At 72.5% G+C, this 21,702-nt stretch carries 25 protein-coding genes; 16 read left to right on the top strand and 9 right to left on the bottom strand.

Annotated elements, in window-relative coordinates; translation table 11 throughout:
- Positions 1-39: 39 nt before the first annotated feature.
- On the bottom strand, positions 40-1,080 hold the full coding sequence (locus HEP81_RS03705; RefSeq protein WP_037652419.1) for a PHP domain-containing protein: 1,041 nt from the start codon (positions 1,078-1,080) through the stop codon (positions 40-42).
- A gap of 150 nt (positions 1,081-1,230) precedes the next feature.
- On the opposite strand from HEP81_RS03705, the gene HEP81_RS03700 reads away from it, so the two are divergent.
- A complete protein-coding gene (locus tag HEP81_RS03700; protein WP_037652422.1) occupies positions 1,231-1,476 on the top strand; it encodes a hypothetical protein in 246 nt (81 codons plus the stop codon).
- Between the two features lie 9 nt (positions 1,477-1,485).
- Here the strand turns inward: HEP81_RS03700 and HEP81_RS03695 are convergent, their stop codons facing one another.
- Entirely contained in the window at positions 1,486-2,727 is a 1,242-nt protein-coding gene (locus HEP81_RS03695) for a ricin-type beta-trefoil lectin domain protein (protein WP_037652424.1), read from the bottom strand.
- Positions 2,728-3,016: 289 nt separating this feature from the next.
- On the opposite strand from HEP81_RS03695, the gene HEP81_RS03690 reads away from it, so the two are divergent.
- From HEP81_RS03690 to HEP81_RS03655, 8 genes are all read left to right on the top strand, one after another.
- Positions 3,017-3,211, top strand: a complete 195-nt coding sequence (locus HEP81_RS03690; RefSeq protein ID WP_037652427.1) for a hypothetical protein — start codon at positions 3,017-3,019, stop codon at positions 3,209-3,211.
- On the top strand, positions 3,208-3,660 hold the full coding sequence (locus HEP81_RS03685; protein ID WP_037652430.1) for a monovalent cation/H+ antiporter complex subunit F: 453 nt from the start codon (positions 3,208-3,210) through the stop codon (positions 3,658-3,660). Before HEP81_RS03690 ends, HEP81_RS03685 begins: the two co-directional genes overlap by 4 nt.
- Positions 3,661-3,720: 60 nt before the next feature.
- Entirely contained in the window at positions 3,721-3,981 is a 261-nt protein-coding gene (locus HEP81_RS03680) for a Na(+)/H(+) antiporter subunit B (RefSeq protein WP_037652431.1), read from the top strand.
- A complete protein-coding gene (locus HEP81_RS03675) occupies positions 3,978-4,718 on the top strand; it encodes an MnhB domain-containing protein (protein WP_037652434.1) in 741 nt (246 codons plus the stop codon). The genes HEP81_RS03680 and HEP81_RS03675 overlap by 4 nt, the downstream gene beginning before the upstream one ends.
- Positions 4,719-4,726: 8 nt before the next feature.
- Positions 4,727-5,074 carry a sodium:proton antiporter gene (locus tag HEP81_RS03670; protein ID WP_037652710.1) on the top strand — a complete coding sequence of 116 codons (348 nt, stop codon included), beginning with the start codon at positions 4,727-4,729 and terminating at the stop codon, positions 5,072-5,074.
- Positions 5,074-6,843 (top strand): complex I subunit 5 family protein, encoded by a 1,770-nt coding sequence (locus tag HEP81_RS03665; RefSeq protein WP_037652436.1) that lies wholly within the window; start codon positions 5,074-5,076, stop codon positions 6,841-6,843. Before HEP81_RS03670 ends, HEP81_RS03665 begins: the two co-directional genes overlap by 1 nt.
- 153 nt (positions 6,844-6,996) lie before the next feature.
- Positions 6,997-9,171, top strand: coding sequence for an ArnT family glycosyltransferase (locus HEP81_RS03660; RefSeq protein ID WP_037652438.1), 2,175 nt, complete (start codon positions 6,997-6,999; stop codon positions 9,169-9,171).
- A 43-nt stretch (positions 9,172-9,214) separates the two neighbouring features.
- Positions 9,215-10,159: a ribose-phosphate diphosphokinase gene (locus tag HEP81_RS03655; RefSeq protein ID WP_037652440.1), complete on the top strand. Its 945-nt coding sequence runs from the start codon at positions 9,215-9,217 to the stop codon at positions 10,157-10,159.
- Positions 10,160-10,181: 22 nt separating this feature from the next.
- Here HEP81_RS03655 and HEP81_RS03650 read toward each other — a convergent pair whose 3' ends face one another.
- Positions 10,182-10,562 carry an anti-sigma factor antagonist gene (locus tag HEP81_RS03650; protein WP_037652442.1) on the bottom strand — a complete coding sequence of 127 codons (381 nt, stop codon included), beginning with the start codon at positions 10,560-10,562 and terminating at the stop codon, positions 10,182-10,184.
- A 126-nt stretch (positions 10,563-10,688) separates the two neighbouring features.
- The gene (locus tag HEP81_RS03645) at positions 10,689-11,639 is read right to left on the bottom strand and encodes an NADP-dependent oxidoreductase (RefSeq protein ID WP_037652445.1); all 951 of its coding nucleotides are present in this window, start codon (positions 11,637-11,639) and stop codon (positions 10,689-10,691) included.
- A 128-nt stretch (positions 11,640-11,767) separates the two neighbouring features.
- On the opposite strand from HEP81_RS03645, the gene HEP81_RS03640 reads away from it, so the two are divergent.
- Positions 11,768-12,634 carry a hypothetical protein gene (locus HEP81_RS03640; protein ID WP_037652447.1) on the top strand — a complete coding sequence of 289 codons (867 nt, stop codon included), beginning with the start codon at positions 11,768-11,770 and terminating at the stop codon, positions 12,632-12,634.
- A 131-nt stretch (positions 12,635-12,765) separates the two neighbouring features.
- Entirely contained in the window at positions 12,766-13,230 is a 465-nt protein-coding gene (locus HEP81_RS03635) for a pyridoxamine 5'-phosphate oxidase family protein (RefSeq protein WP_037652449.1), read from the top strand.
- Positions 13,231-13,248: 18 nt separating this feature from the next.
- Here the strand turns inward: HEP81_RS03635 and HEP81_RS03630 are convergent, their stop codons facing one another.
- Together HEP81_RS03630 and HEP81_RS03625 are read right to left on the bottom strand one after the other, a co-directional pair.
- On the bottom strand, positions 13,249-13,620 hold the full coding sequence (locus HEP81_RS03630; protein WP_078967188.1) for a DUF4235 domain-containing protein: 372 nt from the start codon (positions 13,618-13,620) through the stop codon (positions 13,249-13,251).
- 28 nt (positions 13,621-13,648) lie between these two features.
- Positions 13,649-14,665, bottom strand: coding sequence for a glutathione S-transferase family protein (locus HEP81_RS03625; protein WP_037652451.1), 1,017 nt, complete (start codon positions 14,663-14,665; stop codon positions 13,649-13,651).
- A gap of 139 nt (positions 14,666-14,804) precedes the next feature.
- Here HEP81_RS03625 and HEP81_RS03620 point away from each other — a divergent pair, with 139 nt between their 5' ends.
- A complete protein-coding gene (locus HEP81_RS03620) occupies positions 14,805-15,869 on the top strand; it encodes a cation diffusion facilitator family transporter (protein WP_037652453.1) in 1,065 nt (354 codons plus the stop codon).
- Positions 15,870-15,947: 78 nt separating this feature from the next.
- Here HEP81_RS03620 and HEP81_RS03615 read toward each other — a convergent pair whose 3' ends face one another.
- The gene (locus HEP81_RS03615; RefSeq protein WP_037652455.1) at positions 15,948-16,397 is read right to left on the bottom strand and encodes a nitroreductase family deazaflavin-dependent oxidoreductase; all 450 of its coding nucleotides are present in this window, start codon (positions 16,395-16,397) and stop codon (positions 15,948-15,950) included.
- A gap of 190 nt (positions 16,398-16,587) precedes the next feature.
- On the opposite strand from HEP81_RS03615, the gene HEP81_RS03610 reads away from it, so the two are divergent.
- The 3 genes from HEP81_RS03610 to HEP81_RS03600 all read left to right on the top strand — a co-directional run bounded on the left by HEP81_RS03610 (position 16,588) and on the right by HEP81_RS03600 (position 18,660).
- Positions 16,588-17,046, top strand: a complete 459-nt coding sequence (locus HEP81_RS03610) for a nuclear transport factor 2 family protein (RefSeq protein ID WP_037652457.1) — start codon at positions 16,588-16,590, stop codon at positions 17,044-17,046.
- Positions 17,047-17,208: 162 nt separating this feature from the next.
- Positions 17,209-18,438, top strand: coding sequence for a cytochrome P450 (locus HEP81_RS03605; RefSeq protein WP_037652459.1), 1,230 nt, complete (start codon positions 17,209-17,211; stop codon positions 18,436-18,438).
- A gap of 12 nt (positions 18,439-18,450) precedes the next feature.
- A complete protein-coding gene (locus HEP81_RS03600) occupies positions 18,451-18,660 on the top strand; it encodes a ferredoxin (protein ID WP_037652461.1) in 210 nt (69 codons plus the stop codon).
- Positions 18,661-19,156: 496 nt separating this feature from the next.
- On the opposite strand, the gene HEP81_RS03595 is transcribed toward HEP81_RS03600, so the two are convergent.
- Together HEP81_RS03595 and HEP81_RS03590 are read right to left on the bottom strand one after the other, a co-directional pair.
- Entirely contained in the window at positions 19,157-19,714 is a 558-nt protein-coding gene (locus HEP81_RS03595; protein WP_037652462.1) for a carboxymuconolactone decarboxylase family protein, read from the bottom strand.
- Positions 19,715-19,766: 52 nt separating this feature from the next.
- On the bottom strand, positions 19,767-21,221 hold the full coding sequence (locus tag HEP81_RS03590) for a CoA transferase (protein ID WP_157854334.1): 1,455 nt from the start codon (positions 21,219-21,221) through the stop codon (positions 19,767-19,769).
- 135 nt (positions 21,222-21,356) lie between these two features.
- On the opposite strand from HEP81_RS03590, the gene HEP81_RS03585 reads away from it, so the two are divergent.
- Positions 21,357-21,683 (top strand): acyl carrier protein, encoded by a 327-nt coding sequence (locus tag HEP81_RS03585; RefSeq protein WP_239695583.1) that lies wholly within the window; start codon positions 21,357-21,359, stop codon positions 21,681-21,683.
- Positions 21,684-21,702 lie beyond the last annotated feature (19 nt).

Here is a 21,702-nt window from a genome sequence, read left to right as displayed (position 1 = left end):
CCTCTCTGTCGCTGGTGCGGCTCGGGACCGGGTACCACGTCAGGCGCCCGCCACGCGTGCCGGCACCCGTCCCTCGCGTGTCCAGCCCAGCAGTTCGTCCGCCGACCACGCGGTGACCACCCGCTCGGCCGGTACCCCGCACTCCTCGGCGCGGGCGCAGCCCAGGATCTGCCAGTCCAGCTGGCCGGGCGCGTGCGCGTCGGTGTCGATCGCGAAGAGGGTCCCGGCGGCCACCGCCCGGCGCAGCAGCCGGCGGGGCGGGTCCAGCCGTTCGGGGCGGCTGTTGATCTCCACGGCGGTGCCCGACTCGGCGCAGGCGGCGAACACCTCGTCCGCGTCGAACCGCGACTCCGGGCGCCCGCGGCCGGTGACCAGGCGACCGGTGCAGTGCCCGAGGACATCGGCGTGCGGATCGCGTACGGCGGCCACCAGACGGCGGGTCATGGCGCTGGCGTCCATCCGCAGCTTGGAGTGCACGGACACCACGACCACGTCCAGCCGCTCCAGCAGCTCGGGCTCCTGGTCCAGGGAGCCGTCGTCCAGGATGTCGCACTCGATGCCGGTGAGCAGCCGGAACGGCGCCCAGCCGGCGTTCAGGCCGGCGACGGCATCCAGCTGCTCGCGCAGCCGCTGCGGGGAGAGGCCCCGGGCCACGGTCAGCCGCGGCGAATGATCGGTGAGGACGGTCCACTCATGGCCGAGCGCGGCCGCCGCCCGCCCCATCTCCTCGATCGGACTGCCCCCGTCGGACCAGTCCGAGTGCGTGTGGCAGTCCCCCCGCAGCAGCGCCCGGAGCGCGGCCCCGGGTCCCTCGCGGCCGGTGTCCTCGCTCTCCTCCTCCAGCTTGCGCAGATATCCCGGCACCTCCCCGGCCAGGGCCTCCCGCACCACCTGCGCCGTCTTCGGTCCGATGCCCTTCAGCGACTCCAGCGACCCGTCCGCCGCCCGCGCGGCCGCTTCCCCGGGCGGCAGCCCGTGCACCACCCGGGCGGCCGTCCGAAACGCCCGCACCCGGTAGCCGGGCGCCAAGGAGCGCTCCAGCAGAAACGCGATCCGCTCCAGGGCGGCGACGGCATCCATACGGCCAAGGCTGACATCAGGCGCCCCTCAGGGGCGCGGGGAACCGCGCGGTCGACCACACCCCACCCGCATCCCCGACGGTGCCGCGCCCTTACGTGATCGAGGCCCGTGAATCTCCCTTCCAGGACGTTCCGACCTAACCTGAATTGCATGACCGAACAAGCAGCCCCCTACATTCCTCAGCCGCGGATCTGGGTGCTGGGCGTGTGCCCGGGGAAGCCGGGGCAGCCGCCCTTCCGGATCATGGAGATCGACGGGGAGGTGATCGGCGAGGCCAGGAACGTCACCGATGTGCTGGAGGTCGCCGCCGCCCACGGGATCACCATCCATGACCTCGACGACCCGGACGTGGTCCGCTGGGTCGGCGGCGGCAAGTACACCTGGACTCTGCACTGAGCCGCCGGCTCAGCCCACCGTCCACTTCTGGTTGGCGCCGCCCGTGCAGGTCCAGATCTGCAACCGCGTCCCGTTGGCCGAGTTGTTCCCGGTGGCGTCCAGGCACTTGTTCGCCTGCGGGTTGACGATGTCGTGCGCGCCGGTGACGGTCCACTTCTGGTTGGCAGCGCCGGTGCAGTCCCACAGCTGGACCGTCGAGCCGTCCGCGGTGCCCCGGTCGGTCACGTCCAGGCATTTGCCGAGCGCCCGTATCGTGCCGTCCGAACCGACCGTCCAGGACTGCGCGGCGGTGCCGTTGCAGTCGTAGAGCTGGACCGGGGTGCCGTTCGCGGAGTTCGCGCCGGCCACGTCCACGCACTTGCCGGCCAGCCCCCGGATCGGGAGCCCCGCCGCCGTGTTGCTGGTCGTGACGGAGACCGAGTCCACCACCAGCTGCGCCGGGAACTGGGTGCTGCCGTCCGGGTCGCCGGGCCAGTAGCCGCCGACCGCGAGATTCAGGATCAGGAAGAACGGCCGGTCGTTGTAGACCCAGGTCTTGCGGCCCAGATCGGCGGGCGTGCGCTGCTCGTAGACGGTGCCGTCCACCGACCAGGTGATCGAGTTCGGTGCCCAGTCCACGGCGAAGGTGTGGAAGCCGTCCGCGAAGGCCTGCCCGTTCGGCAGGCTGTAGGCGGCGCCGATGCCGCCCGAGCCGGAGTAACCGGGACCGTGGATGGTGCCGTGCACCGTCGAGGGTTCAAAACCGACGTTCTCCATCACATCGATCTCGCCCGAGTCCGGCCAGTTCACCGGCGTGCCGAGCATCCAGAACGCGGGCCACATGCCCTGACCCCGCGGAATCTTCATCCGCGCCTCGACATGCCCGTACTGGGCGTTGAACTTCCCGGCCGTGTTCAGCCGCGCCGAGGTGTACTGGCAACTGCCGTACCAGCACTGGTATCCGGCCGGGTTCTCCTTCTTGGCCGTGATCACCAGATGGCCCTGGCCGTCCAGGGCCGCGTTGTTGGTGCCCGAGGTGTAGTACTCCCGCTCGTGGTTGTTGACGTTGTCGCCCGTCTCCTGGGTCCACTTCGAGGAGTCGACCGCCGAGCCCGCGGGCCCGTCGAAGGTGTCGGAGAAGGTGCTCACGGTCGCGGCGGGGGCGATCCGGTCGGCGGGGCGCGCCTGCGCGGGGCCGACGGCGGCCGCGCCGACCAGTGCGGCGGACAGGGCGGCGAACAGACAGCCACGGAGCAGACGGGGGGAGGCCATGGCTCTCCGATCGGTGGGGGGAGGCTCCGGGGAGGCTCTCGGATGAAGCAATGTCTCTTGATTTAAGGAGTGAGATAAGTGAGCGTCAAGAGGCTGGTGCAGACCTGCTGTTGACGGGAGGGATGCCTCACCGGTTTCCGTTCACGCTCCCGGGGCACTCCGCCCGCGGACCCGCGTGCCGCCACCCCGCCAGGGGCCCGGCGGTGCTTGGATGCACCGAGCGGCGCGGCGGGCATACCGCCGCGAACCGGAAGCGGCCGGACGAGAGCGAGGACAGAGGAGGCGGCGGATGCGACGGCGTACGACGCCTCGTGCGGTCCTGCTCGCCACCGGTGAACTCCTCCTGTGGTGGGGCGCCTTGGCCCTGCTCTGGCTGGTGCTGATCAGCACAGTCGACACTCTGGAGCGGGTCGTCGGGGCGGGCGTCGCCGCCGCGGGCGCGCTGCTGGCACGGGCCGGCCGGCGGGCGGTGACCTGGCGGTGAACGGCTGGATCCTCGCGGCGACCGTCGAACTCGGCGGGGGAGGGGCGGCCGCCCTGTGGGGCGTGACCACCGGCCCCACCGCCCGCCGCGTCGTCGCCCAGAACCTCACCACAGCCGCCCTGTGCCCGGCCCTGCTGCTGCTCGCGCAGGGGTACGGCCGCCCCGCCTATGTCGATCTCGCCCTGCTGCTCGCCCTCCTCGGACCGGTCGGCACCCTGGTCTTCGCCCGGCTGCTGCACGAGGACCTGGAGGGGCGGCGACCGAGCGCCTGGGGGCTCACCTACGCCGTGGCCGGGGTGGGCGCCGCGGTCGTGATCGCGCTCTGCGCCGTCACCGGACCGGGCCGGGCCATGGTGAAACTGCTGGTGATCGGCGCGCTCCTGATCGGCGGCAACCTGATCGCCTCCCGCGCCCTGTCGGGCGGCTTCCGGGGGGTGCTGGGTGGCTGAGCCGGGACGGGAAGGCGGCCGGGGGAACAGGCGGGGGGCCGGGGACGGGAGAGGTGCCGGATGTCCGATGCCCTGATCCTCGTGGCCCTGCTGCTCGTCGCCGCCACCGCGACCGCCGCCGTCGCCCAGCGCGACCCCGCCCGGCAGGCCCTTGTGCTGTCCGTGCTCGGCGTGTTCCTGGCCGTGCTGTTCACCGTGCTCCAGGCCCCCGACGTCGGCCTGTCCCAGCTTGCGGTCGGGGCCGCCCTCACTCCGCTGCTGATCATGCTGTCGGTGCGCAAGATCCGCCGCCGCCGCCGGGACCGGGACGGTGCGCGATGAGCCGGCGGCTGCGGCTGTGGCTGCTCGCCGTCGGGGGCGCAGGGCTCGCCGCCGTGCTGGCCGCCGCCTGCCTCGAACTGCCCGGATTCGGCGGCCGTTCGCACCCCTACGGGACCCGGGCCGTGCGCGCCTCCCTCGCCCGGCACACCGCCAACACCATCGCCTCCGTCAACTTCGACCAGCGCGCCTACGACACCCTCGGCGAGATGAGCATCCTGTTCGCCGCCGTCCTCGGCTGTGTGGTGCTGCTGCGCCAGGCCCGCGACGAACACCGCGAGCGACCGCGGCCGGCCCAAGTGGCCCGGCCGGTACGGCGCTACGCCCTGCTCGTCGTCCCCGCCGCCCTCGTCTGCGGCCTGTACATCGTCGCCCACGGCCAGCTCAGCCCCGGCGGCGGCTTCCAGGGCGGCGTGGTCGCCGCGACCGCCCTGCATCTGCTCTACCTGGGCGCCGACTACCGCGCGCTGGAACGGGTCCGCCCCCTGGGCGCCTTCGAGGCGACCGACGCCCTGTCCGTCTGCGCGTATCTCGTGCTGGGCCTCGCCGGGGTCCTGGCCGGGACCGCGTTCCTCGCCAACACGCTGCTGCCGTACGGCACGTTCAACACGCTGTCCTCCGGTGGCTTCGTACCGCTGCTGAACGCCGCCGTCGGCATGGAGGTGGCGAGCGCGGTCGTCGTGCTGCTCGCCAACTTCCTCGACCAGGCCGTGGAGATCGTGGAGGAGGAAGCGGGATGAGCGCCCTGATGCAGGTCCTGCCGTACCTGATCGCCGCCTATGTCTTCCTGACCGGCTGCTACGGCCTCGCCACCAGCCGCAATCTGATCCATGCCGTCGGCTGCCTCTCGGTGTGCCAGGTGTCCACCTACATCCTGCTGCTGGCGGTCGGCTACCGGTCCGGCGGCACCGCACCCGTCTTCTCGGACATCAAGCCCGGCACCCGGCCCCTGGTGGACCCGGTGGTGCAGGCCCTCACCCTCACCGACATCGTGGTCGGTGCCACCGTCACCGCGCTGCTGCTCGCCCTGGTGCTCCAGATCGTCAAGCGGCACGGCACCCTCGACCCGGACGAACTGCGGGAGTTGCGCGGCTGATGCACCATCTGCTTCCGCTCCTCGTCGCGGTGCCACTCCTCGGGGCCGCCCTGCTGGCCGCCGCCGGGCGCCGGCTGCCGCGGCCCGCCGCCGAGCTGACCGGCCTCCTCGTCTGCGCCGCGACGGCCGCGCTCGCCCTCGTCCTGCTGCTGAACTCCTCGCCGCCCGTGGTCGAATGGGCCGGCGGCTGGGTGCCCGTCGGCGGGGAGAGCGTCGGCATCGAGGTGATCGGGGACGGCCCCTCCCTCGGCATGGCGACCCTTGTCTCCCTTCTCACCCTCTCCGCGCTCGCCTACTCCTGGCGCTACTTCGACGAGCCACCGCGCGGCCACGCCGGTTCGTTCCCCGCGCTGATGCTGGTCTTCCAGGGCGCCATGTGCGGATTCGCCCTCGCCGGCGACCTGTTCAACGCCTTCGTGTTCTTCGAGCTGATGAGCGTGGTGGCGTACGCGCTGACCGGCTTCCGCATCGACGAGGCCAAGGCCGTGCAGGGCGCGCTGACCTTCGGAGTCGTCAACTCGCTCGGCGCGTACGCCATGCTGACCGGCATCGGCCTGCTCTACGCCCGTACCGGCGAGCTGTCGATGTCCAAGATCGGCCGGGGCCTGGACACTGCGGCCGGACACGGCGGACCGGACGCGCTGGTCCTCGCCGCGTTCGTCCTGGTGCTGACCGGGCTGCTGGTGAAGGCGGCCACCGTGCCCTTCCACTTCTGGCTGCCCGACGCCCATGCCGTCGCCCCCACCCCGGTGTGCATGCTGCTGTCGGGGGTGATGGTCGAACTGGGTGTCTACGGCGTCTGGCGGGTCTACGGCACCGTCTTCGCCGGACCCGGCGGCATCCCGGCCGCCGATCTGACCCGCGCCCTGGTCACCCTCGGCGTGCTCACGGCCGTCACCGGGGCCGTCATGTGCTGGTACCAGCGGCACATCAAACGGCTGCTCGCCTTCTCCACGATCGCGCACACCGGTCTGTTCCTGGTCGCCGTCGGTGTGCTCACCCCCGAGGGCGACGACGGAGCCGCCCTGTACATCCTCGGACACGCCGGGGTGAAGGCCGCCCTGTTCGCCTGCGCGGGCGCGCTCCTCGACCGGTTCGGCAGCGTGGACGAGCATGAACTGCACGGCCGGGCGCGCGAACTACGGGCCACGGGAGTGCTGTTCGCGGTCGGCGGGCTCGCCCTCGCGGGACTGCCGCCCTTCGGCACCGGGCTCGGCAAGGCGGTCAGCGAGGAGGCGGTCGGCGGGCCGCTCACGGTGGTGTACGTGCTCGCCTCCGCGGTCACGGCCGGCGCGGTGCTGCGCGTCGCCGCCCGGGTCTTCCTCGGGCTCGGGCCACCGCCCGAGGACACCGACGCGTACGAGACCAGCGGCTCGGCGGAGCGGCCCGAGACCTCCGGACTGCTGCGCCGGGTGCCCGACACCATGACGACGGTCCCGGCCGTGCTCCTCGCGGCGGCCCTCGCCATGGGTACCGTCCCGGGCTTCGGCGACCTCGTGGCCCGCTCGGTCAACGAGGCGGGTTCGGGCGGCGCCCGGGCCTCGGCCGCCTGGACCCTCCACGGCGTCCTGCTCGGCCTGGTCTCCGCCGCCCTCGCCGTGGCCCTCGCCACCGCCGCCGTCACCCGCTCCCACCGCCCGTCCGCCCCCGCGTGGATGACACCCCTGCGCCGCCTCCAGTCCGGCCATGTCGGCGACTACGTGGCCTGGCTGCTGCTGGGCAGCACCCTGCTGGCGGCCCTGGCCCTGCCGGGGGTGCTCGGCGGCTGACGGGCGGTCGTCGCGCCGTGGGTAATGACTCTGCTTTACCGGAGCAAATTCCGTATCGTGCGATCAAAGAATTGCCCTGTTCGCGATGAGAGTTTCCTTGAAGAGGGCGCGACACGGCGTGCCGGGCGCCCGGTGTGACCAAAACTTCCGGGCATGGCAACAAACGTTCTCGACGCGACCGCCGCGACCGGCACCGGCCGCCGCGCCCCGTGGAAAGCCCCGGTGGGCGAACCTCCGTACGCCCGTCCGGCACTGCTGTTCCTGACCATGCTCGCCGCGGTGTTCTACGCATGGGGAATCACCCATAGCCAGTACCACACCTTCTACGCCGACGCGGCCCGCAGCATGACCGGAAGCTGGAAGGCGTTCTTCTACGGCTCTTTCGACCCAGCGAATTCCATCACGCTCGACAAATCCCCGGGATTCCTGTGGCCGCAGGCCCTGTCCGCCCGCCTCCTCGGCTTCCACCCCTGGACCCTGACCCTGCCCCAGGTCCTGGAGGGCGTGGCGAGCATGCTGGTGCTGTACCGCCTGGTGCACCGCTGGGCCGGGACGCACGCGGCCCTCCTGGCCGCCACGGCGTTCCTGGTGACCCCGGTCGCCGTCGGGCTGTTCCGCACCTCGGTGGAGGACCCGGCGTTCACCCTGTGCCTGCTGCTCGCCGCCGAGGCCACCCAGCGGGCCGCGCGGGCGGGCCGACTGCGCCCGCTGCTGCTGGCCGGGGTCTGGGTCGGTGCCGCCTTCCAGGCGAAGATGCTGGAGGCCTGGGCCGTCCTGCCCGCCCTCGCCCTGGTGTACCTGGTCTCGGCCCCGCTCGCGCTGCGCCGCCGCCTCGCCCACCTCGGCCTGGCCGCCCTGGTGACGACCGCCGTCTCGGCCTCCTGGATGCTCGCGGTGACCCTGGTACCCGCCAAGGACCGCCCGTACGTGGACGGCACCACCAACAACTCCGCGTTCAGCATGGTCGTCGGGTACAACTTCCTGAACCGCTTCGGCTCGCTCGGCATCAGCGCGGCCGCCACCGGGAGCGTGAGCGCGACACAGGGCGGCGGCGGCCACCGGGGCGACCGGGAGCGGGGAGCGGCCGGGCCCGGAGCCGTACGCGCGGACACGCACCGGACATCCGAGCGGCAGGGCGCGCAGCCTGCCCCGGGCGCCTCACCGCTGGCCGCGGGCGGGTTCGGCGGCGCGCAGAACGGGTGGGCGAAGATGTTCGGGACCACGCTCGCCGCCCAGACCGGCTGGTTCTACCCGTTCGCCGCCGCGGCCGTCGTCTGCGGGCTGCGCTGGCGGCGGGGCCGGCCGCGCACCGACGCCTCGCGCGCCGGGTTCCTGCTGTGGGGCGCCTGGCTCGCCACCTACTTCCTGGTGTTCAGCGCCGGGAGCGTCGGCCCGCACACCTACTACATGGGCGTGATCGCGGTGCCGCTCGCCGCGCTCACCGGCGCCGGGACGGTGCAGATGTGGCGTGCCCACCGCGCGGGCGGGCGGCGCGCCTGGGCCCTGCCGGTCGCGGTGGCGGCGACCACGGTGTGGAGCGCGTGCCTCGCCGACCGCTTCGCCGCCTCCTTCCTGCCGTGGCTGGCCCCCGCGGTCGCCGCGCTGGGCCTCGCCGCCGTCGTCCTGCTGGCCCTCGCCCGGCCCCAGCGGCCGCGCACCGGCGGCCGGTTGGCGCTCGCCGGGCTGGCCGCCTCCCTCGCGGCCCTGCTCATCGCCCCGAGCGCCTGGGCGGTGCAGGTCTTCAACCCTGCGTACGGCACCTTGGGCATGGGCTCGGTCGGCCCGACCACCCCCAATCGCGAGCGGTCACGGGGGAGTTCGGGACCGCAGTCCGCCGGCGCGCGCACGGCCTCCCCCGCCGGCTTCGCCGCCCTGGCCGGCATCGCCTCGGACGGCTCCCTGACCCCCGACGAACGCCGTCTCCTCGGCTACACCCGCGCCCACCGGGACGGGGCCCGCTATGTGTTCGCCACCACCAACTGGAACGCGGCCTCCCCGTACATCCTGTCGGCGGGCGCCGACGTCCTGCCGCTCGGCGGGTTCAGCGGCAAGGTGCCCTTCCCGGCACCGGCCGACTTCCGGCGGCTGGTGGCGGCCGGGCAGGTCCGGTACGTGCTCGTGGGCGGCCCCGCGGGGCTCGGCCCGCTGGCCGCCGGTACCGGGAACACGGCCGCCGGGCCGACCGCGGCCACGCGGATCGCCGACTGGGTCGCGGCCACCTGTACGAAGGTCCCCGCGTCGGCGTACGGCGGCACGGACACCCCCGCCGCGCCCCCGGCGCCCGGACGGGCCGCCCGGACGCTCTACCGCTGCGGTCCCGGCCAGTAGCATGAGCGACGGCAGCCCGGAATGATCATGCTAGGAGCAGATCGTGCGAGACATCGCCGTCTTCAGCGGCAGTGCCCACCCCGAACTGGCCGAGGAGGTCTGCGCGCATCTGGGGGTGCCGCTGAGCCCGACCAGGGTCAGCCGGTTCGCCAACGACTGTCTGGAGGTACAGCTCCAGGCCAACTGCCGGGAACGGGACGTCTTCCTGATCCAGCCGCTGGTCAAGCCGGTGCAGGAACACCTGGTCGAGCTGCTGCTGATGTGCGACGCGGCCCGGGGCGCCTCCGCCTCCCGGATCACCGTCGTCATGCCGCACTACTCCTACGCCCGCTCCGACAAGAAGGACGCGCCCCGGATCTCCATCGGTGGCCGGCTCGTCGCCGATCTGATGGTGGCCGCGGGCGCGAGCCGGGTCCTCGCCATGACCCTGCACTCCCCGCAGGTGCACGGCTTCTTCTCGGTGCCGGTGGACCATCTGCACGCGCTGCGCGAACTGGCCGCGCACTTCCGGCAGTACGACCTGTCGCGCACCACGGTGGTCTCCCCGGACCTCGGCAACGCCAAGGAGGCCGCCGCCTTCGCCCGGCGTATCGGCGCGCAGGTGGCGGCCGGCGCCAAGCAGCGGTACGCGGACGACCGGGTGAGCATCAGCTCCGTCATCGGCGACATCGCCGGGCGGGACGTCATCGTGCTGGACGACGAGATCGCCAAGGGCAGCACCGTGCTCGAACTCCTGGACCGGCTGCGCGAGTTGGGTCCGCGCTCGATCCGGGTGGCGTGCACGCACGGGCTGTTCGCGGCCGGCGCGCTGGGGCGGCTCGGGGAGCAGCCGGACGTGCTGGAGATCGTCTGCACCAACACCGTGCCGATCCCGGCCGACGAGCACAGCGACAAGCTGCGCGTCCTGTCCATCGCCCCGGCCCTGGCCGAGGCGGTACGGCGCATCCACAACGGGGAGTCGGTCAGCGCCCTGTTCGAGGAGGGGTGAGCCCTTCCGCCCCCGGGCGCCCTCAGTGCGCACCGGACGTGGACCCGGCTTGCGCCAGGGCCGCGTCCGGGGTGGCATGCGGCGGCAGCAGCCGGGACAGGCCCGTCACCCGCAGGACGCGCAGGGTCAACGGGTGTGTGCACACCAGGTGCACCTGCCCGTCGTGCCCGAGGATCCGGGCCCGCGCCCGGTAGAGCAGGCGCAGCCCCGAGCAGTCGAAGAACTCCACGGGCCGTAGATCGAGCACGACCCGGGCGCCCGGGCAGCCGGTGATCCGGTCCAGCAGCGGGAGGATCTCGTCCGCCGCGATGATGTCGATCTCGCCCCGGAACTCCAGGACGGTGTACGCCTGGTATGCGTACACGCGCAGATGCCGGGTGAGGGACACGGGTTCCCGTCGCACCTCGGCATCACCTCCCACCCGCGCCCGGACGTCGGATCTCCGACCGTCAAGTTACCCTCGATGGAAGGAATTTGAGCATGTTCGATTGACATATGTCTTCGGGTTTCACGCGTGTCCGCGGGCCGTTCAGTCGACCAGCAGCACCAGCTTCCCCGTGGTGCGCCCGGTCTCCCCCTGTTCGTGCGCCTTCGCGGCGTCGGCCAGCGGGTACGTCCCGGCGATCGATGCCCTCAGCTTCCCCGACTCGACCAGTTCCGCGACCGACCGCATGCCGGCCCGGTCGGCGTCCACCAGCATCCGTACCGCCCGTACACCGAGCCGTTCGGCCTCCTCGTACAGTTCGCGGGAGCCCACCGGCAGGATCGACACCAGGATCCCGCCGGGCCGCAGTGTCCGCAGGGAGCGCAGGGCCGTCTCGCCGCCGAGGGTGTCCAGGACGACGTCCACGTCCCGTACCGCCTCGGCGACATCGGTGGAGTGGTAGTCGATCGGCTCGGCCACGCCGATCTCCCGCAGGAAGCCGTGCTTGGCCGCGCTCGCCGTGCCGATCACATGAGCGCCGTGCGCCGTGGCGATCTGCGCGGCCACATGCCCGACCCCGCCGGCCGCCGCCTGGATCAGCACCCGCTGTCCCCGCCGTACCCCGGCCCGCTCGGTCAGCGCCTGCCAGGCGGTCAGCGACACCAGGGGCAGCGCGCCCGCCTGGGTGTGGTCGACCGAGGCCGGTTTGTGCCACAGGGCGCGGACCGGGGCGATCACGTACTCGGCGTGCGAGCCGTGTCCGAAGGGGTAGGGCAGCATGCCGAACACCTCGTCGCCGGGCCGGAACTCGGCCACGCCGATCCCGGTCCCGGCGACCTCCCCGGAGACGTCCCAGCCGAGCACGAACGGCGGCTCGCCGAGGAACCCGCCGGTGGCGCGGTGCTTCCAGTCGGTGGGGTTCACCCCGGCGGCCCGCACCCGGACCAGCACCTCGTTCGGCCGCGGTTCCGGCCGCTCCAGCGTCACTTCCCGCAGTACCTCGGGGCCGCCGAGGACGTCCTGGCTGATGGCTCGCATGGTGGTCACATCGTTCATGGTCCCCCAGCCTGCCCCGCGCCGCCCCACGGCGGATCGGCACCATGACGGAGTTTCGAACGTTCGGACCCGCTCCCGCGTCCAGGGGTCGTACGGATCCGGTGAACGAGGCGAGGTGGGGGCGGAACATGCGCGCAGGGCTGAGGGCGATGGCGTCGGTGGCGGTGACGGCCGTGGTGGCGGGATGCGGCGCGGGCGGCCACGGGACGGGACCAGGTCCTGACCTGGTGGTGCGGGGAACCCCGCCGGCGCGGCCGTACGGCGGACCGCTCCACGTCCGTACCGAGGTGGCGGGCGGAAGCGGTACCCGGGCGCTGCCCGCGGCCTCCGGGGCGGCCGGGCGGGCGCTGGAGTGCGACGGGAAGATCTTCGACGGCGGCGGGTCCGACCCCTGGAGCACCGCCGAGGGCGGCGCCACCCCCGAGGAGGGGCTGGCCCGCTACTTCGACATGGACAAGCCGGAGGTGCCCGCGTACGGCTACCGGGTGGAGCGCCGGGAGCCGGGCCGGGTGCTGTACTCCTTCGACGTCGGCGGCCGTACCAAGGTGGCCGTCGTGGTGGCCAGCGATCAGCGCGACCGGCCCGGCTGGGGCCCCGAGACCAGCGCCTCCTGCGACCCGGCCGAACTCCCCGAGCGGTTCACCGCCACCACCATGTGGGAGATCTGGACCGCGCGCGACGGCAGCCGGGTGCCGGTGACCCGGCTGTACACCTCACCCGGTCCTGACCACTGCGGCTGGGGATCCGCCCGTTTCCTCGGCCTGGGCGACCGGATCTACGTCCGCGATCCCGAGGGCGTCCTCGCCCGCGACGGCTTCCTCGGCGCGCCGTACGCCGGCCGGCTGCGCGCCCTGCCCGCCGACGCGTACGACACCGGGTACCGGCACCGCGACGAGCGGCTGTGGCTCACCCCCGGCCGGGCCACGGCCTACGTCCGGACCTCCCACGGGGTGGAGGCGTGGCCCCGCCTGAAGCCGGGGGTCAACTGCGACTGAGATCCGGGGCCGGGCATACGCCGGGGACGGCCCCGGTGCGAAGACGCGCCGTCGGGGACGGACCTCGTGCGCCGGCCCCGCCCCGGCGGCACACTGGAGCGCACCCGCATCCCGTCAGGAGGCCGAACGCGATGACCCCGCCGCCCGCCCGCACCGCCGAGCAGCGCAAGAAGGACACCCTGCACCGGCTGGACCACGACGAGGACGCCTGGGTGGCCACGGCCGGACCCGACGGCGGCGCGCCCTACCTGGTGCCGCTGTCGTTCGTCTGGGACGGCGCCCTCCTGCTGTTCGCCACCCCGGCCGACAGCCCCACCGGCCGCAATCTGGTCGACAGCGGCCGGGTCAGGCTCGGCATCGGGACGACCCGGGACGTCGTCGTCGTGGACGGCGGCGTGCAGTCGGTGAGCCCGGAGGACCTGCCCGAGGAGGACGCGGAGGTCTTCGCGGGCAAGACCGGCTTCGACCCCCGGCGGCTCGCCACCCGCTATCTGTACTTCCGGGTCGTCCCCGAGCGCATCCAGGCCTGGCGCGAGGCGAACGAGCTGCCCGGGCGTGACCTCATGCGCGACGGCCGGTGGCTGCTCGACGACTGAGCCCGACCGGGCGGCGGCTCAACGCCGTCCCCGCTTGCCGCCCTTGTCCCGCTTGCTCTCCTTGCCGCCCTTGCCCGCCTTGCCCGCCGTGCCGTTCTCGTGGTCCTCGGCCACCGGCCATACGCCCGTCGAGCGTGCGATGGCCTTGGCCCCGGTGCGGTCCACGGCGCTGCGCACCACCGCGAAGATCGCGCCCTGGAGGGCGGCGGCCAGCAGGATGTCGCGCAGCCGGCGGTCCTCGTCCAGGGCGGTGGGCGCGTCGTCCTCGTGCCGGATCGCCTTCCACGCCTGCTTGAAGGCGAGACTGGCGACCGCGCCGCTCGCCCAGCTGAGCACGAAACCGATCGGCTGGTAGACGAAGGGGAGCTTGGACTTCTTCGACTTGGACATGGATGACTCCTTCCTCGTCAGGGGGTTCTCATACGGGGCGGCCCGCGGGGGCCACCCGTTCGCCCTCGGGCACCGGGCCCGGGGGCGTGCCGTCGCCGAACGGCCGGCCGCCCAGCTCCTCGCGGTGGTGCGGGCTCAGCCAGGACGCGAGATCGGGTCCGAGCGGCACGATGCCGGTCGGGTTGATACCGGTGTGCACCTGGTAGTAGTGCCGTTTGATGTGGTCGAAGTCGACGGTGTCGCCGAACCCCGGGGTCTGGAACAGGTCACGTGCGTACGCCCACAGCACCGGGTCCTCCGCCAGCTTCCAGCGGTTGCACTTGAAGTGGCCGTGGTAGACCGGGTCGAACCGGACCAGCGTGGTGAACAGCCGGATGTCCGCTTCCGTGAGGGTGTCGCCGACCAGATACCGCTGTCCGGCCAGCCGTTCGGCGATCATTTCCAGCCGCCGGAAGACCCCCGCGCAGGCCTTCTCGTACTCCTCCTGGTGGGTGGCGAACCCGGCCCTGTACACGCCGTTGTTGACGTCCTCGTACACCCCGGCCATCACCTCGTCGATCTCGTCGCGGCGGTCCGCCGGGTACAGGTCGGGGGCGCCTTCGCGGTGCAGGGCCGTCCACTCGGTGGCGAGGTCCAGGGTGAGCTGCTGATAGTCGTTGGTGACCAGCTTCCCGCTGTCCACGTCCACGACGGCGGGCACGCTCACCCCGCCCGGATAACCGGTCTCCCGGCGGTCGTACGCCTCGCCGAGGTAGCGGATGCCGAGCACCGGGTCCCGGCCGTCCGGGTCCAGGGTGAACCGCCAGCTGCGGTCGTCCTGGATGGGGTCGGCGACCGCCATGGACAGCGCGTCCTCCAGGCCGAGCAGTCGGCGGGAGATCACCGCCCGGCTGGCCCAGGGGCAGGCCCGCGACACCACCAGCCGGTAGCGCCCGGCCGCAACCGGCCACCCGTCTCGGCCGTCCGCCGTGATCCGGTCCCGGAAATGGCTGCGTGACCGGCTGAAGCTCTTGTGGCCGTAGGCGCGGTTGCCGTCACCGCCCATGTCTCCTCCTCGCCTCCGGGTCCCGGACCCTCGCAGCCGAGGCCCCCGGAGCACACCGACTTCTCCGTCAGAGCACCGACTTCCCCGTTTCCGGGCACCCGCACGGTGTGATTCCCGGGCCCCCGGGCAGTCGGCCCCCGTGAGCGGAACATCACAGGAACGACAGGAGCACGGGGCCGCCCCGGCGAAAGCGGCCCGCGCCGATGGGCGCGCCCGGGCCACCGACCACCGGGTGCGGGCCCGCGAGCGGCGCAGCCGGGCGAGCGACCGCCGTACCCGGGTCACCGTCCTCGTCGCCCTCGGGGCCAATCTGCTGATCGCCGTGGCCAAGGCCGTCGGGGGCGTGATCTCGGGGTCGCCCGCGCTGCTCTCGGAGGCCGCGCACTCGGTCGCCGACTCCTTCAACGAGGTGTTCCTGCTGGCCGCCCTGCGCCGCAGCCGCCGCCCCGCCGACGCCCGGCACCCCTTCGGCTACGGCAAGGAACGCTTCTTCTGGTCGCTGCTCGCCGCCGTCGGGATCTTCGTGATGGGCGGCTGCTTCTCCTTCTTCCAGGGCTTCGAGGCACTGCGCCAGGGCACCCGGGAGACGTCCGGCGGCTATGTGGTGGGCCTGATCGTGCTGGGCGTGGCACTGCTGGCCGAGGGCGGCTCGCTGCTGCGTGCCCTGTATCAGGTGCGTGCGCGGGGCGGCCGGGCGGCGCTGCGCGATCCGGCGCTGCGCACGGTGGTCGCCGAGGACGGCACGGCGGTGCTCGGTGTGAGCCTGGCGATCGCCGGGATGGCCCTGCACATGGCCACCGGGCAGGTCGCCTGGGAGGCGTCCGCCTCGCTCGCCATCGGGGTCCTGCTCGTCTACGTCGCCTACCGACTCGGCCGCGAGGCCCGCGATCAGCTCATCGGACAGGCCGCCGACCCGGAGCTGAGCGGCCGTATCCGCGCGCTGCTGCGGGCGCAGCCGGAGATCGACAGCGTGGAGTCGCTGTTCACCATGAAACTGGGCCTCGACTCCATCCTGGTGGCCGCCCGCATCGACCTGGTGCCGGGCCTGGACAGCGAGCGGGTCGAGGAGGTCGCCGACCGCATCAAGCGCTCGCTGGCCGCGACGTTCCCGGCCGCCGACCAGATCTTCCTCGACGTCACCGACGGCGCGGACGGCGGGGCACGACAGAGCCCCGCCGCGACGGGGGAACGCGGCGGGGCCTGACGGCACGACTGCCCGTGCCGGAGCGAGTTCACACCTGCCGGGTGAAGAAATCTCCGGCGGGCGTCGCCTCGGCGCCGGTCAGCTTCCCTCGGCCGGCTCCAGCACGAACACCGGGATCTCCCGGTCGGTCTTCTGCTGGTACTCGGCGTACGGCGGGTAGGCGGCGACCGCCCGCTCCCACCACCGGGCCTTCTCGTCGCCGGTGACCTCACGGGCCCGCATGTCCTGCTTGACCGGGCCGTCCTGCAACTCGACATGCGGATCGGCCTTGATGTTGAAGTACCACACCGGGTGCTTCGGCGCGCCGCCCTGCGAGGCGACCACGGCGTACGCGCCGTCGTGCGCCACCCGCATCAGCGGCGTCTTGCGGATCTTCCCGCTCTTCGCACCCCGCGTCGTCAGGACGATGACCGGCATCCCGGTGTCCAGCAGGGTGTTCCCCTTCGTCCCGCCGGAGCTCTCGTACAACTCCACCTGATCGCGTACCCACTGCTCCGGGCTCGGTTCGTACTCACCCTTGAGAGGCATGGATCCGTCCCCTTCGTCGCTTCCACATATGCATGTGCACCGGTTTCAACACCGGCGCGCGCATGCTTCATCCGTACCGTGCTTCCCCGCACCGCCGCGATCATTACCTCGGCGGTCATCGCGTCACCCGCACCGCCCTTGACACAGTGGTCGCCGTCCGAGACCGTCCCAGACCCCGGGAGCGCCCGCCATGACGTACGACCCCACCCCCGACACCCGCGCCGCGGTCCAGGAACTCCTGGCCAGGATCGGCGCGGGCGACCCGGACCGGATCGCCGAGCTGTACGCCGAGGACTGCGACTGGCGGCTGGACTGGCCCGAGGAGGAGCACGGCCGCCCGGACACCCCCTGGATCCGGCACCGCGCCACCCGCGCCGACGCGGCCGCCCACTTCCGGGAGCTGGCCGCCCACCATGTCCCCGAGAAGGCGGACACCGGCGTCGAGCGGGTCCTGGTCGACGGCGAGGACGCGGTCGTCCTCGGCGTCATACGGCAGACGGCCGCGCCGACCGGCCGCTCCTACACCGCCCGGTTCGCCCTGCGTCTCACGGTCCGCGAGGGCTTCGTCGTACGCCACCACGTGTACGAGGACAGCCTCGCCGTGGCCCGCGCCTTCGCCCCGCACGAGGGGGCCGCCGGGGCACGGTGAGCGGCGGTTGCGCCGTCTGGCCGGAACCGGACCCTCCTACCTTCGCGATTCGGACGGATCGGGAGGATCCTTGAAGTGGCTGAACTTGTCATCGACCCATAGGTGCCTGAGGCATCTAATGAAGATCGGCACGACGCACTTCTTCGTCTGCGAGGTCTTTCCATGACGGAACTGACGGACATCACCGGCCCGGCGACCCCGGCCGACCCCGTCGCCTTCCCCCAGGACCGCAACTGCCCCTACCACCCGCCGACCGGCTACGCCCCGCTGCGCGAGGCCCGGCCCCTGGCGCGCGTCTCCCTGTACGACGGCCGCGAGGTCTGGATGGTCACCGGGCACGCCCTCGCCCGGTCGCTGCTCGCCGACCCCCGGCTGTCCAGCGACCGCCGCCGCGGCGAGTTCCCGTCGATCTCCCCCCGCTTCGAGGGCGTCCGCGACCGGCGGGTGGCGCTGCTCGGCCAGGACGACCCCGAGCACCAGCGGCAGCGGCGGATGATGATCCCGTCGTTCACCCTCAAACGCGCCGGCGGCCTGCGGCCCGCCATCCAGCGGATCGTGGACGGCCTGCTGGACACGATGATCGAACAGGGGCCGCCCGCCGATCTGGTCCCCGCCTTCGCGCTGCCCGTGCCGTCGATGGTGATCTGCGATGTGCTCGGCGTGCCCTACGCCGACCACGAGTTCTTCGAGGAGCAGTCCAGGCGGCTGCTGCGCGGGCCGACCGCCGCGGACAGCCAGGGCGCCCGCGACCGCCTGGAGGAGTATCTGGGCGGCCTCGTCGACGCCAAGGCCCGGCAGTCCGAGCCCGGTGACGGCGTCCTCGACGACCTCGTCCACCAGCAGCTGAGCCAGGGCACACTGGAGCGCGCCGATGTCGTCTCGCTCGCGGTGATCCTGCTGGTCGCGGGCCATGAGACGACCGCCAACATGATCTCCCTCGGCACCTTCACCCTGCTCCAGAACCCCGGCCGGCTGGCCGAGCTGCGCGCGGATCCGGCGCTGCTGCCCGCGGCCGTCGAGGAACTGATGCGGATGCTGTCCATCGCCGACGGGCTGGCCCGGGTGGCGCTCCAGGACATCGAGATCGACGGCACCACGATCCGGGCCGGTGAGGGCGTCTTCTTCTCCACGTCGGTGATCAACCGGGACCCGGGTCAGTACGAGGAACCCGACGCCCTGGACTTCCACCGGCCCACCCGCCACCACGTGGCGTTCGGGTTCGGCATCCACCAGTGCCTGGGCCAGAACCTGGCCCGCGCTGAGCTGGAGATCGCCCTCGGCACCCTGCTCACCCGGCTGCCGGGACTGCGGCTGGCCGCGCCCGCCGAGAAGATTCCCTTCAAACCCGGCGACACGATCCAGGGGATGCTGGAACTCCCCGTGACCTGGTAAGAGGCTCAGCTCATGCACATCGAGATCGACAAGAACGTCTGTATCGGCGCGGGCCAGTGCGCGCTGACCGCGCCGGGTGTGTTCACCCAGGACGACGACGGGTTCAGCATGCTGATCCCCGGCCGCGAGGACGGCGCGGGCGACCCGAACGTCCGCGAGGCGGCCCGGGCGTGCCCGGTGGGCGCGATCACCGTGACGGACTCTGCGACGGCGGAGGCGTAGGTGGGCTGAGCGGACTGAGTGGGGGTGGCGAGGGGCGGGCAGGGGCAGTGAGCGATGGGCTTGCCGGCCTGCTCGCCTTCTGGCCTTCTCGCCTGTACGTCAGGTCGGTGGAGCGGTGGGTCGGCTGGGGCAGCGCCCGGACCGGTTGTCGCCCCGACCGACGGACCGGGGCAATGTTCGAGCCGGTTCCCGGCCCCACGCCGACCGGCGAGGCGGTGCCTTCAGCGCTGCCGCCTCGCCGGAGCGGTGGGTGCTGCCCGCGCCGGTCGCCACCAAGGCCGACCCGCGAGCGGACGGACTGCGGACGGCGTACGGACCGCCCGTCGGGCGGGATGCCGTTCCACCGGCGGGCCATGGCCGTGACGTCGGTGAGAGAGCCGCGGCCCTGCCTGTGGGGCGAGTCGGCCCGGTCGGCATGCCGCAGGCCCGCACCGGATGCCGCGAGGTGGCCCCCGTCCGCCCCGCCCGCCCCGGTCCGTCGTGCGTCGGCGGGGATTCAGTTGGCATGCATGCTCTGCGCCATCCGTACCAGTTCGTCGCTCTCCGCCGCGTCGATCTCGACGTCCAGGACGGTGCAGACGCGGGCCAGAAGGTAGTAGAAGCCCGCCAGGACGAGGGTCTCGACGATCTGTTCCTCGGTGTAGTGGGCGCTGACGGCCGCGTAACGGGCGTCGTCCACGAGGGGCGAGGCGGCCGCGGCGGCGGCGAAGGTGACCAGTGCCTGCTGGGCCGGGGTGAACACCTCGGCGTCGTAGCGCTTGGCGCGCAGGGCCGCACGCTGCTCGTCGGTGACACCCACGGCCCGGGAGATGGGCACGTGCTGCGCCCACTCGTACTCGGCCTCGAACACCGTGCCGTACGTGAGGATGAGGAGTTCGCGGTCCATCGCGCTCAGGCTGGCGTCGGCGAAGAGCGCGGCGCCGAGCCGGGCGATCTGCGTGACCGAGCGGGGCGCGTGGCCGAGCGTCCGGTACACGTTGATGATGCGCCCCTGGCTGAGCGAGCGCAGGGATTCGGGCAGCGCCTCGGTGTCGAGGCAGGGGATGCGGGACATGGGGTCTCTCCTTGGGGCGGGACGGCGCAAGGGGCAAGGTGGGGGAGGAGGGTCAGGAGGACTCGTCGTCGAGCCAGCGGGGCTGTGAGGAGCCGCGGGGGACGAGGAGCGGGCCGCGCCAGGCCGGCGGGGTCTCGCTCAGGGTCACCGGCGGCGCCACGAGGGAGAGTTCACCGAGCGGGGTCGCCCGGGTGAGGCGCTCCGCAGGGGCCAACGGCGTGGCGGGAAGCAGCCGTTCCACCTGCTCGGGGGTGAACGTGCCCAGCTGATAGGCCCAGTTGGACACCCCGGCGAGGGAGACCCGGACCCGGTAGCTGCCGCCCTCCTGGGCACGGCGCAGGACCGCGCTCATGACACCGGCGGCGACGAGATACGCGGCCAGGTAGTCGTTGAGCATCCGGCCGGGCGGCAACTGCGGTCGCCCGTCCCGCCGTTCGCTCCAGTTGACGCCGGTCAGCGCCTGGGCGTGCTGGTCGAAACCGCCCCGGTCCCGCCAGGGGCCGCTGTGGCCGTAGGCGCGCACGGACACATGGATGATGCCGGGCGAGATCTCGGCGCACTCCTCGGGGCTGAGCCCGAGCCGGGACATCTTGCCCGCCCGGTGGTTGTGCATGAACACATCCGCGGTGCGCAGCAGTTCCTCGAAGGCGCGCCGGCCGTCGCCGCCGGAGTCCAGGGCGAGCCGGGCCGAGCGCAGACCGACCCCGGTCTCGTTCCAGCACAGATCGTGGTCAAAGGCGTTCGGCTCGCACACATGCAGCACGTCCGCGCCCTGCTCGGCGAGGACCCGGCCGGCCGCGGTGCCCGCGAAGACATGGGTGAACTGCAAGGAGCGCAGACCGGACAGCGGCTGGGCACCGGCCGGCAGCGGACGCGGCGGGGCGTCACCCACCCGCTCCACGGCCACCAGGGGTTCGTCCAGCACGGCCCGGCCCTGCGGATGCGCGAGGAACTCCTCGCGGCTGCGAATGATCGCGAGGGGGACACCCCGGTCCGCCGCCTCCTCCTCCAGCTCCCAGGAGATCCGCCGCGCCACGGCCGCGCCGATGTGCTCGCGGGTGTGCGCCGTACCCAGCATGTCGAGGAAGGCGTCGCGGGTGCTCGGATAGCAGGCGATCGGGATGGCCCAGCGGTCGTCCGCGGTGCGGTACAGGTCCCACAGCGCGGGCGCGAGGCCGCCGCCGAGCCCGAGGACGCTGCCCATGTTGGAGCCGTAGCCGTTCAGCGTGTTGCCGCCGCCGAGGTACGGCGTGAGCTGGTGCATGGCCTGCCCGAGGTCCAGGCCGAGGCGCTGCGGGCGGCCCGTCGCGCTCTCCCATATCTGTGCCGCGCCGACGGCCGCGGACAGCAGGGCTATGCCCATGGCCGAGCCCAGCCGAATGGTCGAGGGCACCAGCGGATCCTGCCCGCGCACGACGAGTTCGCTGACCGCGCCGTCACGCGACAGGCCGAGCGCCTTCAGTGTCCTGTCTAATTCACCGACCAGATCGAATTCGTTTTCTTCCATGCCCGGAAACATAGCACCGATGAGGTGGCGGTAAACCGGTCGAGTGTCATTTTCGAAGGGGGTTCGGAGCGCTGCCGAGGAAAGTCGAACCGTTATCAGCCGGCTATCAGTTCACTATCAGGAAGGGCTGGTTCGGTGGTTCTGAAGCAGTCGATTCGTAGAGAGGCGGTGACGTGGATGTCGCATGATTTTCCCGCCGTGGAGGAGCTCAATCACCTGCCGGAGTACGAGCGCCGGGAGCTCATCGAGGACCTGGTGGTGCAGGAGTTCAGGAGCGCCCTTTTCATGACCGACCGCGAGGAGTTCGCCCTGGACGTGGGCTTCTTCGACCTGGGGCTCACCTCGTTGCGGCTGAGCGAGGTGAAGCTTTCCCTGGAGCGGAAGCTGGGTCGCGAGATTTCGACAGCCGCCCTTTTCGGCCATCCGACCGCCGGTCAGTTGATCGACCATCTTTGTGCGTGATCTTTTTCCTGACCGGAGG

The sequence above is a fragment of the Streptomyces griseofuscus genome (assembly GCF_014673495.1).
Classification (GTDB): Bacteria; Actinomycetota; Actinomycetes; order Streptomycetales; family Streptomycetaceae; genus Streptomyces; species Streptomyces murinus.
The sequence above is the reverse complement of the archived record's forward strand: the minus strand, read 5'-3'. Positions and strand labels throughout refer to the sequence as shown.